At 55.7% G+C, this 15966-nt stretch carries 10 protein-coding genes; 9 read left to right on the forward strand and 1 reads right to left on the reverse strand.

Going from position 1 to position 15966, the window contains the following annotated elements; genetic code table 11:
* Positions 1-241 precede the first annotated feature (241 nt).
* From HG800_RS25505 to HG800_RS25515, 3 genes are all read left to right on the forward strand, one after another.
* Positions 242-2608 (forward strand): DUF3656 domain-containing U32 family peptidase, encoded by a 2367-nt coding sequence (locus HG800_RS25505; RefSeq protein ID WP_235963962.1) that lies wholly within the window; start codon positions 242-244, stop codon positions 2606-2608.
* A 1087-nt stretch (positions 2609-3695) separates the two neighbouring features.
* On the forward strand, positions 3696-4043 hold the full coding sequence (locus HG800_RS25510) for a P-II family nitrogen regulator (RefSeq protein ID WP_169980981.1): 348 nt from the start codon (positions 3696-3698) through the stop codon (positions 4041-4043).
* Between the two features lie 60 nt (positions 4044-4103).
* Complete coding sequence (locus HG800_RS25515) at positions 4104-4508, forward strand: response regulator (RefSeq protein ID WP_169980952.1); 405 nt, start codon at positions 4104-4106, stop codon at positions 4506-4508.
* Here HG800_RS25515 and HG800_RS25520 read toward each other — a convergent pair.
* A complete protein-coding gene (locus HG800_RS25520; RefSeq protein WP_169980954.1) occupies positions 4478-5491 on the reverse strand; it encodes an alpha/beta fold hydrolase in 1014 nt (337 codons plus the stop codon). The two genes, HG800_RS25515 and HG800_RS25520, sit on opposite strands and share 31 nt — an antisense overlap.
* 245 nt (positions 5492-5736) lie before the next feature.
* On the opposite strand from HG800_RS25520, the gene HG800_RS25525 reads away from it, so the two are divergent.
* From HG800_RS25525 to HG800_RS25550, 6 genes are all read left to right on the forward strand, one after another.
* A complete protein-coding gene (locus tag HG800_RS25525; protein WP_169980956.1) occupies positions 5737-7107 on the forward strand; it encodes a hypothetical protein in 1371 nt (456 codons plus the stop codon).
* Positions 7108-7861: 754 nt separating this feature from the next.
* On the forward strand, positions 7862-8848 hold the full coding sequence (locus HG800_RS25530) for a hypothetical protein (protein WP_169980958.1): 987 nt from the start codon (positions 7862-7864) through the stop codon (positions 8846-8848).
* Between the two features lie 429 nt (positions 8849-9277).
* Positions 9278-11263, forward strand: a complete 1986-nt coding sequence (locus tag HG800_RS25535) for an alpha-1,4-glucan--maltose-1-phosphate maltosyltransferase (RefSeq protein ID WP_169980960.1) — start codon at positions 9278-9280, stop codon at positions 11261-11263.
* Between the two features lie 49 nt (positions 11264-11312).
* Positions 11313-14675 carry a maltose alpha-D-glucosyltransferase gene (gene treS / locus HG800_RS25540; protein ID WP_169980969.1) on the forward strand — a complete coding sequence of 1121 codons (3363 nt, stop codon included), beginning with the start codon at positions 11313-11315 and terminating at the stop codon, positions 14673-14675.
* A gap of 155 nt (positions 14676-14830) precedes the next feature.
* Positions 14831-15115, forward strand: coding sequence for a transposase (locus tag HG800_RS25545; protein ID WP_169980971.1), 285 nt, complete (start codon positions 14831-14833; stop codon positions 15113-15115).
* Positions 15116-15247: 132 nt separating this feature from the next.
* On the forward strand, positions 15248-15694 hold the full coding sequence (locus HG800_RS25550) for a DDE-type integrase/transposase/recombinase (protein WP_169980973.1): 447 nt from the start codon (positions 15248-15250) through the stop codon (positions 15692-15694).
* Positions 15695-15966: the final 272 nt, after the last annotated feature.

Consider the following 15966-nt stretch of genomic DNA (forward strand, 5'->3'; position numbering starts at 1 on the left):
TCGACGACGGATTCTCCTTCCTATAGCCCGCTGCCATCCTGCTGTGTCCACCATCGAATCTGCGCCTGAGACTCATGTCACTTTCGTCCGGCTTCGTCCCGAGTTGCTTGCTCCGGCCGGGGATCGCTCCTGCCTGATCTCGGCGGTCGAGAATGGTGCGGATGCGGTCTATTTTGGGTTGCGTGGGCATAATGCCCGGGCAAGAGCAACGAATTTCGAGCTCGATGAGCTGCCTGAGATCATGGCCTTGGTGCATCGTCGGGGGGTCCGGGGGTATGTCACGCTCAATACCCTGGTCTTCCCGGCGGAGTTGGAGCGAGTTGAGGAGATCGTTCGACGAGTTGCCGCCGCCGGAGTGGACGCGGTCATTGTGCAGGACCTCGGACTCGCCCGATTGATTCGAAGTCTCACGCCGGATCTGGAGATTCACGCCTCGACTCAGATGTCGATCACGAGCGCCGCCGGGGTTCGGATGGCGGAGGAGCTAGGTTGCTCGCGCGTCATCCTGGCTCGCGAGCTGTCCCTCCGTGAGATCGCAAATGTCACGAAGCAGACCCGGCTTCCGGTCGAGGTGTTCGTTCACGGTGCGCTCTGTGTTGCCTATTCCGGACAGTGCCTAACGAGCGAGGCCTTGGGTGGGCGGTCGGCGAATCGAGGGGAGTGTGCCCAGGCTTGCCGGATGGAATATGAGGTGATCCGAGACGGAGAACGGGTCGATCTGGGAGACATCTCCTACTTGCTCAGCCCTCAGGATCTTGCGGCGTTTGATCTGATCCCGGAGCTGGTTGCGCTTGGTGTCTCAAGTGTGAAGATCGAGGGCCGGCTCAAGGGGCCCGAGTACGTTGCCAATATCACGAGGAACTACCGGAAGGCCATTGACGCCGCCATCAGTGGTCAGCCCGACCCGATCAGCGATCGCGACATCTACGAGATGGAGATGTCGTTCTCCCGAGGGTTCAGCCACGGCTTTTTCAATGGGAATAATCACAAACGCCTGGTACGAGGCGATTACGCCAAGAAGCGAGGCGTGTTCCTGGGACGGGTGGTCGAGGTCGTTGGCGATCGGGTTCGGGTGGATCTCGCCTCTCCGATCAAGCCCGGGGATGGGGTGGTCCTTGACGCCGATTCCAAGAGAGGGGCTCCGGAGCAAGGTGGGCGGGTTTATGAGGTCGATCGACCCGGGAAGGGTCGTCGATCGGTGACGACCGCCGTAGGTGCGGAAGGGCTCACCGCTGGACCGGCGTTGCTTGGGTTCGGTCGTCGCGACTTCGATTTGAGTCGGGTTGTTCCCGGCCAGCGGCTCTGGAAAACGGATGATCCGGAGCTGAGCAAGCGCCTGAAAAAAACCTTTGATGGCTCGTCGAAACGGCGAGTGGATCTTGACCTTCGTGTGCGGGCCATTTCGGGCGAAACGCTGGTGATGGAGGGGACGACGATCACGGGCTATCATGCCCGAGTGGAGTCTGCCGCTCCGCTCAATCCCGCAATCAATCGGGCTGCTGACACCGACACGATTCGAAGCCAGCTTGATCGGCTCGGAGGCTCAGTGTATCAGCTTCGATCGCTGGACGTGACGATTGAAGGGGCTCCCATGGTTCCACTCAGCCTCTTGAACGAGCTGAGGCGGATGCTTGTCGATCGACTCGATGACGCTGCCGCGAGGGCTCCCCAACGAACCCTCGCCGAACCCCTGGTCTTGCCGAAGCTCAGGGAATCGCTCCGATTGCGCGCGGACCTGATGGGGGATACGGCCGGTGCACCTGAGCCCCAGTTGCTCGCCCTCTGCCGAACCGTTGAGCAGGTCGAAGCCGCACGCATGTCTGGAGTTTCGACGCTTTATCTCGACTTTCACGATATCAAGCGCTACAAGGAGGCCGTGGCGATTGCTCGGCAAGGAGAAGGAACTCCGGAAGTCTGGATCGCCACCACTCGGATCGAGAAGCCCGGAGAGGCAAACCTGTTCCGCTTTCTGGCCAGGCAGGGGGCGGATGGTCTTCTGGTGCGTAATGCCGGCGGAATTGCGTTTTGTACGCATCAAGGGATTCCGTTCGTCGCGGATTTTTCTTTGAACGCCGCGAACGATCTGACGGTTGAATGGTTGAAGGCACGGGGAGCGTCTCGGGTTACGGCATCGTACGACCTGAGTGCGGACCAGTTGTTTGACTTGATCAGGGTCACTCCTCCGGCGTGGCTGGAGGTTGTCGTTCATCAGCAGATTCCGATGTTCCATATGGAGCATTGTGTCTTTTGCGCGGTGCTGTCGCCCGGAACGAACAAGACCAATTGCGGCCGACCCTGTGACCGTCATGAGGTGTCGCTCCGAGATCGTGTCGGAAAGGAACACCCCTTGACGGCCGACATTGGTTGCCGGAATACGCTCTACAATGCCGTTCCGCAAACTGCGGCCGAATTTTTGCCAGGCTTGATCCGCAAAGGACTTCGGTCGTTGAGGGTCGAGTTCCTGAATGACAGCCCGGAGGCAGTCGAGCGGATCCTGGGGCTTTATCAGGATGCCATCGCGGGCCGTTGTGATGCCCGGTTACTCTGGAAAGCTCTGAAGGCGACGAATCACTACGGAGTCACCCGAGGTCAACTCGCGGTGCTCTGATGAGAGGATCGACGTTCCAATCGGACGTCTCGGACTTTTTGATCCTTCCAGAATGACTGCACGGCCGAATTGGAGTCGCACTCCGATCTGGTTCGCACCGCTTGAGTTGGGTTGCCGATTGGGATCAGGTCATGTGTTGGACCTTTCCTGTTCCATCGGATCGGAGGAGAGGATTCCTCGTCGAGGGGGTGTTGGGGCATTTCCGTTCATCCTCGGTTGCGGCTTCTGCCGATCTGACGAACTAATGGGAGAGTCGCCGGACCGAAAGGACCTGCGCGGCGGCCCCTCGTAGAGCGACTCCGAACCTCGGAACGCGGTCGAGACGGTCGCGTGAGGATTCTTTAGGGGATCTTCAGCAGATCGGGCCTGTCATGGCAAGATCGACGGTCCGAGGGTCTTCACGGATGGCCATCATCTGGCCGATCGAGGAAAGGAAACCCAATGATGCCGCGGCCCCGCCAGCTCGTCCTGGCCGCCTCGCTGGCGGCTTTCGCAGTCGGATGCGCCCACTGCGATACCTGCGACGACTTCCCGGCCCCCTGCACCGGACCGAATTGTGGCTATCCCTATCAATCGGCCTATCCCTTCGAGGGTGGGACGCACATTGAACCGATCATCACTGGGCCGACGACCATGATGACGCCGGGCCAGATGGCCCCCGGTACGGTGATGAGCGCACCTTCGAATGCGGGGCCGAGCATCGTGCCGCCCTCGCCGTCTCAAACGCCCTCGCCGTCGAACGGGTCGTCATCGTCGACCGATTCGACGAGCCCTCCGGATAGCCCCCCTGCCCGTCCGAGCGGAACCGATCCGTTCGACATCCCGTTACCGCCGGCCAATTCACCGTTCAGCGCTCCTCCCTCGAGTTGAGCTGTTCGAGTGAGGAAGAACTGAAGCACGATTCGGGTTCAAGGGGTCGAGATCCACGTGATCTCGGCCCTTCTTCTACGTTGATTGTCCTGATTTCGGTACAGTATCGATTTACGACTCCGTCACGGCAAGCCGACCCATTTCAGAGCGCTTGCGACGAGAACCCACCGCCCGGCTTGACCGGCACTGGTTCGATTCTTCGAGAATGAGGGCGGCCATGAAACTGATTATCGCGATTATTCAGCCAACAAAGCTGGAGGCTGTCAAACTTGCGCTCTCGAAAGTCGAAGTCCATCGATTGACCGTCATGGATGTTCAGGGGTTTGGACGACAGCGCGGCTTTACCGAGGTTTACCGGGGACATGAATTTACGGTGAATCTGTTGCGGAAAATTGAACTTCAAATCGCCGTCAATGAAGACTTCGTCGAGCCGACCATCAATGCCATCATCTCGGCGGCCCGCACGGGCAAGGATGGTGCGATCGGCGATGGCAAGATCTTCATCCTGCCGCTTGACGATTGCATCCGGATTCGCACGGGAGAGTGTGGACCCGAGGCGATCTGACCCGACCGGCTGAGGGCTCGACGTTCGACGTTTGTACCAGCACCCGATGAGATTCACATCATGAGTGATCGTGAGACACATGCCCCCAAAGGACCGGATGGCATCTTGCTCTGTCAGGATCTGATCTTCACGAGCAAGATCACCGGAACGGCCCGAGAGTTGGGTTATCGAGTCCTCGTCGCGGGGACGGACCCACTTGCTCAATCGATGCTCGAGCAGTGGCGCCCCAAAGTGGTTCTTGTCGACCTGTCCCATCCCCACTTTGCGAAACCAGACGTCCTGCTGGCTTATCGGAAAATCGTCCCGACGGCTCGTTTTCTCGCGTTCGGATCGCACGTGGATGTGAAATCCCTGTCGGCGGCGCGAGACGTTGGTTGCGATCCGGTCCTTCCTCGGAGTAAATTCACAGCTGAATTGCCGGAACTCATCCAGACTTATCTTGGCGAGGCGTCCTGCGAGACTTGATCGACCGAGGAACGATCTGCCTCATCGAGACGAGCAACGGCGACGACAATCGCCTGGACGAGTGCTCCTCGGAGCCGACGCTGAGGTCGGCCGGCGGGGAACCGATGGGTCAGATCCATGTGACTGACCTCCAGAATTCCGAGCCGAGTGCCCAGTTCGGGCAAGTACTGGTCTCCCGCAGCGACCAACCCGTCATTTGGCCCATAGTAGGCTTCGAGATAGCGAGCGACGGGGCGTCGGAAGGGAGGCTGTCGAGAGGGAGGGACGGTAGCCTCAATGTAAAACGTCCTAGGACTGACGATGGGAATCGCGGACCTTCGAGATGCAAGAAGCCGTTTCCAGAAGTGATCCGATGCATCGCTGGTCAGATCGACGATGCCTGAATGCTTCCCTCGTTCCAACTTTCGTGCTGCTGCATTGCGAAAGAGGTTTGCGAGGGCCCGCGCGGGAGGGGAGATTTTCCGATCCATCGGGACTCCACTTCCGAGCACGTAATCTGCCGCTCCGCTTCCACCGAAGGGACCTTGAACCAGGAACAATGCAATCACGCGTTCGCTGACGAACTCGGCTTCGTGCAGGGCAAATGCAAGGGCGTCGCATGCCCCTCGACTGTGTCCGATCACCACGAGCGGTTCCGGACCTTGATCTGCAACCTTCTTGAAAGCGGCCCGGATCTCGTCCAGATTCTCTCGAAAGCTCGCATTTGAGCTGGGAGCAATGCGGTGAATTCGGTTCGAAGGGACTCCCATTGCTTCCAATTCCCGAACATTCTGATCGAGATAGCCAGGGGATCGCTCATTCATCAGGCCCAGCACGAAGATGTAACGAAAGCCCTGAATGCGTTTGGCAAGCGATTCATCCAGTTCGAGCGTGCCATCATACGAGGCTAAAAACAAATCTTGAAACTCGGATGGTTCAATTGTTGGAGCCGGGTGAACTCCTCCAAGCAGCAAGGCCGCTTTCAGCACGATGGATGGTGCCAACCCCATAATGATCCCCTCTTGAGAATTCGTTCAGACTGTTCGCCTTGGATCAGGCCGGCCAATTCGTCTAGTGTAACGAGTCTTCGGAGATCGTTGGAAACCTTCTCACAAAATCACGGAGGTAGAAGAACTTCGCAAAATCGAGGCCGTACCGTTCAGTTCCATTCGTTGAAGGAACGATTGCAAAACACGAAAGAGCGATAAGCCGGTCACCAAACGTTCGCTTCACTCAGGGAGAATTGAGGATGAGTCTTAGGGATCGTATGGTTCGGAGTCTGTTCGTTGCCCTCGCCGTGGGGCTGGGATGGGGGATTCGAGGAGATTTTGGCCACTCGATCGGAGCCATGTATCCGGGGGCAGCACTTGGGCTAGCCGTGGCTTTTGTCAGTGGGCAGCGAGCGCTCTACCGGTGGATGCCGATCCTTGCAGCACTCTCAGCCATGGGAATCGGCTCGGGTGGTACCATGAGTTACGGCCTGCTTCATGGATACGCCCAGTCTGATACGTTTCTCAACTATGCCTACGGATTCTTGACCCTGTTCCTTCAAGGCTCTGCCTGGGGGACCTTTGGTGGGGCCTTGATCGGGTTGATGCTCGAACGGAAACCATTGCGAACCAGTGAGTGGCTTGGTCTCCTTGGTAGTGTATTTGTCGGGGGATGGGTTGTTTCTCTGGTCGTGGTCAATTTTCTGGGATTTCAGATCAATCCCCCTCGGAACAACATCTCCATCGTCTTCATGGGAGCGGCGATTGGTCAGTTGATCTGGCTTGCGCTCAACAAGAAATCCGATGGTTTACGTGGGGCCGTTCTCGGTTATCTGGGATTTGGCCTGGGCATGGCCGGAGGAAGACTGATCGGAAATCTCTCCAATGCGCTTCAAGGAGTCTATGGGTATCAGATTAATCACTGGAATGTGATGGAAGTCAGTTGCGGCATGATTGGGGGGTTCATGTTCTGCTTCGGCATGGTCAACCGATCGTATCCGGAGCCTTCCGAAGATTCTAACATTCGTCTCGCTTCGTTTTACGGCATTTTGACAGTCCTGGGATTCCTTCCACTCTGGCATCGATTGGCTCGGATTCAACCTGAGGAAAAACTCGCAAGCTGGTCGGAGACATTGGCGACGGAAGGTTGGGATGGTCCCGATCAACTCGCACAGCTTGTGCTCATGATGATCAACGGAGTTTGCATTCTTGGATTTGTTGGAGTTGCCGTCTGGTCGTTCCTTCACTTTCGACGCAATCAACGGTGGCCTGCATTTCCGGTTCTTTGGCTATCGTTCACCATGTTACTTTTTCAGAATCTTAATGCCCTCTACTTTTTCAAAGCTCCAAGAACGAACGAGATCAATATGCACACGGTCTTCTGGGTCATGCTGGCCCTGATGATCGGTTATGTGGGCTTCGCTAGACCCAATTCCGTCATGAACCATCGGCATGACACGGAAGGTGATCGTGAACGATTCCCCTGGTTTGGGTGGATCGCGACAGGGATTCTCGGAATGGCACTGATCGTCTTTCTTGCGGGATTCATTAATGGGGAAACGACCATGGGGTCGGCCAACACGCGATGGCCGGACTGGTCCTGGCGTGATGGACCGTTCCCCGGACGATAAGCGCAGAGGTTGATTGGTTGCTGGTTGCTCGAAGAGATGTGTAAACACGCAAAAACATGACGTGATTGCGTCACAATTTTCGTCTCTTTTTTTAATCGTTGAGCCATTCTTTCGACCTCTTGGGGGAGACGATCTACCACTCCCCCTTTTCCCGTCGGTACCTCCCAGAAAGAGCCGACCTTGGTCGGAAGTCTTTCGATTGCACAATGGAGAGGGATGGAGCCACCGTTTCGCCTTCATCGTTGTGATGCGAGCAAGGACAATCGATTTCGCGATCGACCTGAGGTGATTGGTCGAACCATTTCAGGTCGCTCAGGTTCAACGCCCTCTCGGGGTCGAACTGGATCGAGTTATCGGTTGCAGATCGAGGGTCTGATCAATTGCCCACTTGAATCTCGGAGCGTCCATAGGGGTCGACGCGAATGGATGCGTTCCGACCCGGAGACGGAAGGGTCAGCAACTGAGGAGGACCGTTGCGTGCTCTACCCTCTTCAGAGACCTCGAGAACCTGTACGATTCTCCTGGAGAAAGGTGGCAATCCTCTGGAGACCCAGGACGCGATTTGATTCTGTTTGGGTGCATCAAGTAAGTTCGGGCCGGAGATCGAGTTTTCGAGCATTCGTGAATTTGCTCGGTTTCATCAAACACTTGATCGCGAGGCCGAGGAACAGTTCGTTGACGTCCCAGTCGATTCCGCCGATCCTTGAGACAGCAATTGTGAGCCTGATTCAGCGTCTTCGACAAGGAAACCAACATGCTTCATCTCATGCTCGCTGCATGCGCATTGGCCGTTGCTCAACAGGGTCCTGGATCTGTTCGAGGTGTTTGTCTCGAACCTGGTCAGTGTGAGTTTGACGATGCATTGAAGCAAAAACTTCAGAATATGATCGTTTATCACAGTTTTTCTCTCTCTGAAATGGCGTTGGCGACAGGACGACCCATTGACGTGATTCAGCGTGCAATCGATCATTTCAGGCTATCGTCAGAGACACAACCTGAGCTGCCAGAGGACGGCACAATTCTCGTGCTTCCATATCCCGGAGGAAGACATCCGCGGATTGGATTTCTCGATGGGGCACGAGATCCCCGGAGCGATACCAAGGTCTCCCTCGTTTCCCCCTGGGCAGAGCGGGAGTATGTCGTCGTCGATCTTCCCGAAGCGATTTGGTGGGAGGACGAGCTTCTCTTTTTGGCCCATACCCACATCCCTACCTTGTGGACCAAGGCCGGAATTGAGTTGCCGGACGAACCCTGGGTCGTCCAACCGGATCGATCGCTCTCGAATCAACGAACCCTGCCCAATGGCGTCACGATTTCCGCGACGATACGTCCCATCCACCAGGGGGCGATGATAGAGCTAGGTCTCACCAATCACGGCGAGGAGCCTCTACGAAATCTTCGTGCTCAAGTGTGTGTGTTGCTTCGAGGACTCTCGGAATTTCGTCAACAATCCACCGAGTTCACCACGTTGCAGTCTCCTTACGCCGTGCGTCGGTCCAGGCAAACCCCGAATCATTGGCTCGTTACTGCATGGAACGATTGTCATCGCGCATGGACGAACCCGGACTGTCCGTGCCTGCATTCTGATCCGGCCTTCCCCGATTGTCTCCCGGGCGAAACCGTCCGAGCGCGAGGCGTGATCGCGTTTGTGGAAGCAGATGACGTTCAGACTGCCATCCAGTCCGTCGAGCAACTCGATTGGGCCGATCCCTCAGCCGGCTCTACCACCAAGGCACCATGATGGCGTGTCGGATGAGCGTCTTCGTTGTGGTACGTTTCTTGCACGAGTCGTGCAATTCAGCTTCTGCACGAGTCAATGACTGGAGCAGGCCGGATGGACAGTGTGCCGCGTCGATGGACCGCTTCGCGAAAGAGCCGTCCTGCAATCGAACAGGAGAGACATTGACCACGTCCGTTTCGGAACTCAACATAGTGCCCGGACCTGCCTGGTTTGCGGAAGTCCAATGAAGTGAACGTGACCTGAACGTTGGGTCGCTTTCGCAGTTTTCCTCGGAATCGTTGATGGGTGACCGTTGATTTGATGACGAGTGCGAGGTTTAGAACCTATTGTGCTCAACTTCATCGTTTCTTCCCACCGGGCTCGGCTTCAATGAATTGAAGACCGACCAGGCGATTCACATCATCCCACCACCTTCGAGCCACGAGACAGATGACAGCGACCCTTCGGAGTTCCCCAATCGACTCCTCTCGGACACGAGCCCCTTCGAGGATCATCATCGAGGGCGTGACCCCGCAGATCGATGCCGGACGGTTCCCAATCAAGCGGACCGTAGGGGAATCGGTGGTTGTGGGAGCCGATATTTTCGCTGAAGGGCATGACATCCTTCGTGTCATACTTCGGTTCCGATTCGAAGGGGAGAATTGGACCGAGCGTTCCATGACCCCGCTTGGCAACGACCGATGGGAAGCGCAGTTTCTTGTGGATCGCCTGGGTCTGTACGAATATACGATCGAAGCATGGGTTGATCGGTTTTCGACCTGGCGTGACGAAATCTCGAAGAAGAGTGCGGCGGGACAGGATATTGGAAGTGAATTGTTGGAAGGTGCGGAGTTGGTTCGACTCGCTTCCGAGCGAGCCGAGGGACATGCCATTCAGTGGCTTTCGGAGCGAGCTGATGCCATTCGATTGCCAGGCGATCAGGTTCCTCGAACAGCCCTCGCGCTCGATCCCCAGCTTGCCGAGTTGATGGAACGATACACCGATCGAAGTGGGGGAGCGAGCTTCGAGAAAGCGCTGGGAGTTGTTGTGGATCCCGTCATCGCCCGGTTCGGCGCCTGGTATGAAATGTTCCCTCGGTCGGCCTCGCAGGAGCCGGGGCGGCATGGCACATTCCGCGATGTCGAGGCCAGGTTGCCTTATGTGGCGTCGATGGGATTTGACGTGCTGTATCTTCCTCCCATTCACCCCATCGGCCACAGCTTTCGCAAAGGTCCGAATAATACCCTCTCCGCTGGTCCTGAAGATCCTGGGAGCCCCTGGGCGATCGGTTCGCCGGAGGGTGGGCACACGGCGATCCATCCTGAACTGGGAACCATCGCCGACTTCGATCGCCTGGTCGAAGCCGCCGCAGCGCGAGGGATCAAGATCGCGCTCGATATCGCATTCCAGTGCTCGCCGGATCATCCGTATGTTCGGGACCATCCCGAGTGGTTCCGTCATCGCCCCGATGGAACGATCAAGTACGCGGAGAATCCCCCCAAAAAATACCAGGACATTTATCCCCTGGAATTCGATGGTCCTGACTGGCAACGGCTCTGGGAAGAACTTAGAAACGTTTTTCTCTACTGGATAAATCATGGTGTGACGATCTTTCGCGTCGACAATCCTCACACGAAACCATTTCGCTTTTGGGACTGGTGCATTGCGGAGGTGAAGCAACGGTGCCCTGAGGCCGTCTTTCTCTCCGAAGCATTCACCCGGCCAAAGATGATGAAGCGGTTGGCCAAAGGAGGATTTACACAGAGTTATACTTATTTTACTTGGCGAAACTCCAAGGAGGGTTTGACTGAATACCTGACCGAACTGACCACGACCGAATGTCGCGAATACATGCGGCCGAACTTCTTTGCCAACACCCCAGACATCCTTCATGAGTATTTGCAAACAGGGGGGCCGGCCGCATTCAAAGCTCGTCTGATTCTGGCCTCTACGTTGACCTCGACCTACGGGATTTATGGTCCGCCGTTCGAGCAATGTCTTGGCACTCCCTTGCGTCCAGGATCTGAAGAATATCTTGATACCGAGAAATTTCAGATTCGCCACTGGAATCTCAATGCGCCTGGGAACCTTAGCGAGCTCATTGGAACGATCAACCGCATTCGGAAGGAACACATTGCCTTCCAATCCGACTGGAACCTGAGATTTCACAAAATCGATAACGAAAAGATGTTGGTCTACAGTAAAGCAACGCACGATCGATCCGACGTGATGCTGGTTGTGGTGAACCTGGACCCGTACAACACCCAATCGGGCTGGGTCGATCTCTCGCTCGAAGAGCTCGGAGTCTTTGAGGGGGACACCTTCAGAGTTCATGATCTACTCGCGAGTGAACACTATTCATGGCGAGGGTCACACAATTTCGTTATGCTCGACCCGCACCGCATGCCGGCTCATCTCTTCCATTTGACCCGCTGATTCACACCCCAACAACCTGATCTCACGCCTCGGATTACCAGGTATCTCCATGTCTTCATCGATGATTTCCGACTCGCTCTGGTACAAAGATGCGATTATTTATGAACTTCATGTTCGTTCGTTTTTTGATAGTAACCATGATGGGATCGGTGATTTTCCAGGGCTGACGGAGAAACTCGATTATCTCCAGGATCTGGGTATCACCTCCATTTGGATCTTACCGTTTTATCCATCACCGTTGAAGGATGATGGATATGATATTGCGAACTATCGTAGTATCAATCCATCGTATGGGTCTCGCCGAGACTTCAAAGTATTCGTAAGAGAGGCCCATCGGCGCGGCCTTCGAGTCATCAATGAGCTTGTGATCAACCATACGTCTGACCAGCATTCCTGGTTTCAGGCGGCACGTCAGGCTCCCAAAGGATCAAAGAAAAGGGACTTCTACGTCTGGAGTGACACGGATGAGCGTTATCAGGATGCAAGGATTATCTTTACCGACACGGAGAAATCAAACTGGACCTGGGATCCAGTTGCTCAGCAATATTTCTGGCATCGATTCTTCAGTCATCAACCTGATTTAAACTTTGATAATCCTCATGTGCTCCAGGCCGTTATCCGGATCATGCGATTCTGGTTTGACATGGGAGTGGATGGCATGCGTCTTGACGCAATTCCTTATCTCATCGAACGGGACGGAACAAACTGCGAGAATTTGCCCGAAACGCATCAAATTTTAAAAAAACTCCGATCGGCGCTTGATGCAAACTATCGAGACAAGATGTTCCTGGCCGAGGCAAACCAGTGGCCCGACGATGTACGGCCCTACTTCGGTGATGGGGACGAATGCCACATGGCATTCCATTTTCCTGTGATGCCACGGATCTTCATGGCGGTCCGCCAGGAAGATCGCACACCGATTGTGGAAATCATGGAACGAACGCCCGATATTCCAGAAAATTGTCAATGGGCGATGTTTCTCCGTAATCACGATGAACTCACGCTTGAAATGGTCACTGATGAAGAACGGGACTACATGTACAATGAATATGCCGCTGACCCGCAAGCTCGAATCAATCTCGGAATTCGGCGTAGACTAGCTCCTCTTGTAAATTACAGTCGAAGACGTCTGGAATTGCTGAACAGCTTGCTCCTCTCATTCCCTGGAACCCCCGTCATCTATTATGGTGACGAGATCGGCATGGGAGATAATATTTATCTTGGTGATCGTAATGGTGTTCGGACTCCGATGCAATGGAGTGGTGACCGGAATGCCGGGTTCTCCCGGGCCGATTTTGCACGCCTCTTTGCTCCACCGATCATGGACCCGATTACGGGTTATCAAGCCATCAATGTCGAAGCACAACAACGTGATCCGTCCAGTTTGCTGAACTGGATGAAACGCATGATCGCTCTACGAAAACGGTATCGGGCGTTTGGACGGGGAACAATGGAATTCCTCAAACCCGCAAATCGTAAGGTACTTGCTTACGTTCGTCGTTACAAAGATGATATTATTCTTTGTATTGCAAACCTTTCACGTTTTGTTCAGCCATGTGAACTTGACCTCTCCCAGTTTCAAGGGATGCGTCCGGTTGAGATGCTCGGGAATACTGAGTTCCCCAGAATCGGCGAACTTCCGTACTTTCTCACACTGGGACCCCATGCCTTTTACTGGTTTACTCTTCACCGAACAGGTGAACCGACGGTTCTTGACCTGACCCCGACGGGCCCCGAAGAGACAACCGTCCCGACCATTGCACTTGAGGGAGGGTGGGACACCTTACTCCGAGGAAGCTCTCGAAGAAGACTACAATCGGAGGTTATTCCTGCGTTTCTCAGGCGTCAGCGATGGTTTGCTGGGAAGGCTCGGAAGTTTCGATCGGTGGAGATCCTCGACTCAACCCACGCGAAAAACCTTCCCGAACGAACGACCATCGTCACCATTGAAGTCCGGTATGATGACGGACATGTCGAAATGTATGCCCTGCCGCTAGGCATCGCGACTGGAGCAGGAGGATTTGATCTTGTCGCACAAGTTCCGAAGTTTGTCCTTGCAATCCTCGAGGGTTCTGAAGGCCAGGCTGTCCTCCACGATGCGATTGCAGATGATACGTTTTGCCTGACGTTGCTTGATGCGGTCCGACACCGAAAGGAATTCAGCTCCTCCGCTGGCCGGTTCCGAGCCGAGCCAACATCGGCCCTTGCCGAAACACTGGGAAGTCCGGAGGTCGACCTCAAGCCAAAGCGAACGACTGGAGAGCAGAGCAACACCAGTGTGATCTTTGGTCACCGACTGATCATGAAGCTTTTTCGACGGATTGAGTCAGGTACCAACCCTGAGCTTGAGATTGGTCGAGCATTAACGGAAAAAACCAGCTTCGAACACTTCCCGAGACTTGCCGGGTCGATTGAATATCGTCGCCCTGACACGGAACCCACAACCATCGCTGTCTTTCAAGAATTGGTTTCCTTTCAGTCAGTGGGTTGGGAACACGCTCTCGATGAGCTCTCGCGTTATTATGAACTGATCTTGAGTCGGCCCGAGCTAGAGCCTCCTGCGATTGAAGCGTTGGGTCCACTCGGTCTTGTGGGACTTGAATCACCTGAGGTCGTTCGAGAAACCGTTGGCGTTTACCAATCAGCCGCGGCAACCCTCGGTAAACGAACAGCAGAATTGCACCGAGCTCTTGCGAGTTTGAGCGGTGAACCTGAGTTTGCTCCCGAACCCACACGTGAAAATGACCGTCTTGAACTTGCTCAGGCCATCAGGGCTCAGGTTGAAAGCGCATTGACACTTCTCCGGAATCGAGTGTCAACGCTTCCGAATGGGATTGAGTCACTTGCTCGTCGTGTGCTCGAGGCAGAGAACGCAATTACTGCACCGCTTGAGTTCCTTCCACAAGCACCGATTGACGCTCCACGCATCCGGGTTCACGGTGATTATCACCTCGGTCAGGTCCTATGGTCTCTAAACGATTATGTTATTCTTGATTTCGAGGGTGAGCCCGCAAAATCGATTGAGCAACGTCGCGCCAAGCATTCACCGATAAAAGATGTGGTTGGAATGCTTCGTTCCTACAGTTATGCCGCATTTGCTGGACTATTCGAGGCAAGTCAAGACCGATCCTCCGACTTTGACCGGCTACTTCCCTGGGCGATTGCTTGGGAGCAATGGTCTTCTGCATCGTTCCTTGGGGCCTATCTGGAGGTCGCTGAACCAGCAAGACTGGTTCCAAGCGACCGCAAACAGCTATCGCTGCTTATCGATAGCTACATGCTTGATAAGTCTTTGTATGAACTCCAGTACGAACTAAACAATCGTCCTTCCTGGGTCCGTATTCCGCTTGCCTCAATCAGCCTTCTCGCTGATAGGATGCAGTCATCCGGTCATCACTCGGAGAGATCATAACCACTCATGAAGCCCTTTACTTGTCCCTCGATTCGAGAGCTATTGACTGTTCGTCCGAGTGTCGAGCAGTAATTCCCTCGGGAACAGTATAGTGGATCCCAGATTTCGGACCACTTGATCAGTTAACCTTGAGGGGAACTGATCGAGGACGAACCATGGGACGAATCCGCAAGCGGCACTCACCGGCCTTCAAGGCGAAGGTCGCCCTTCAGGCCACCAATCAGGAGGCCACGATCGCCGAACTGGCCCGGGAGCATCAGGCCCATCTGGTGCAGGTCAGCCAGTGGAAGAAACAACTGCTCGACGGCGTCGAGGACCTCTTCGCCGTCAGGTCGAGCCAACGACCCCCCGATCCCGAGGTGTTGCAGGGCGAACTCTACGATCAGATCGGCCGGCTCCAGATGGAGCTGGCCTGGGTGAACAAAAAAGCTGGCCCTTGACGTCGCCAGGCGGAGTTGGATCGAGCCGAATCATCCGGCCTTGAGCATCCGTGGCCAGTGGGAACTGCTGGGCCTGACCCGTCGAGCAATTACACCGAACCGGCCCGCAAGTCGCCCACGAACCTGCGGCTGATGCGGATGATCGACGACCAATACCTCAGGACACCGTTCTTCGGCAGCCGACGGATGACTGCCTGGCTGTTCCACTACGGGGAGCACGTCAATCGCAAGAGTGTCGCGCGGCTGATGGCCCGGATGGGCCCGGAAGCGATCCATGCGGGCCCACGCACGAGCACGCGAGACCCGGGCCACATGGTCTACCCGTATCTGCTTCGAGGGCTGACGATCGACTGTCGCGATCAGGTCTGGTCCACCGATATCACCTACATCCTGCTGGAGCGGGGCTTCACGTATCGGACGGCGGTGATCGACTGGTACAGCCGGTACGTGCTCTGCTGGCGGTTGTCGAACACGCTCGACGGCCGGTTCTGCCTGGAGGGCCTGGAAGAAGCCCTGAGCGGCGGTCGGCCCGCGATCTTCAACACCGATCAGGGGGTGCAGTTCAGGGCGAAGGCGTAAACCGGTCGTCTGGAGGAGCACGGGGTGTCGGTGAGCATGGAGGGCCGAGGTCGTACCCTGGACAACGTGTTCATCGAGCGGCTGTGGCGGTCGCTGAAGAAAGAGCCGACGACGACCTCCCATCGATGAAGGCGTTGTCGGATCGGATACAATCGAGGTGACCGTGTGCCCGTGGGCCTTGCTCGACCTGGCCCGTTTCTGTCAGGAGTTTCACGCCCGCGCCGGAGGAGCCGCACCATGTCCGACCGACTCGCCCTTGCCCCCCCCGCACC

The sequence above is a fragment of the Tautonia rosea genome (genome assembly GCF_012958305.1).
GTDB classification, from domain to species: Bacteria; Planctomycetota; Planctomycetia; order Isosphaerales; family Isosphaeraceae; genus Tautonia; species Tautonia rosea.